Annotated in this window: 1 protein-coding gene; it reads left to right on the top strand. The window is 51.0% G+C overall.

Features of this window, described 5'->3' with window-relative positions; genetic code table 11:
* Positions 1 to 247: NADAR family protein (locus Q4563_RS21730; protein WP_303606011.1), on the top strand; the 247-nt coding region annotated here is incomplete at both ends.

The following is a 247-nucleotide window of genomic DNA, read 5'->3' as shown; positions in this document are numbered from 1 at the left end:
AGCTGGGCCACCAGATTCCTCTGGACGACCAGCTTCAGTCCGAGTCACCCATTCATTTCTATCACTCTGACCAGCCTTGGGGAGAGTTTTCCAACTTCTCGAAACACGCGGTCTTCCTGAGCGGCAAAATCTGGCCGACCGTAGAGCACTACTATCAAGCGCAGAAATTTTCTGACCCCATGCATCAGGAGCAAATTCGCTGCTGCTTAACGCCAATGAAAGCCAAAACGCTTGCCTACCAATTATC

This window comes from Gilvimarinus sp. 1_MG-2023 (assembly GCF_030548285.1).
Note: the sequence above shows the minus strand (reverse complement) of the source record. Positions and strands in the feature narration are given on the sequence as shown.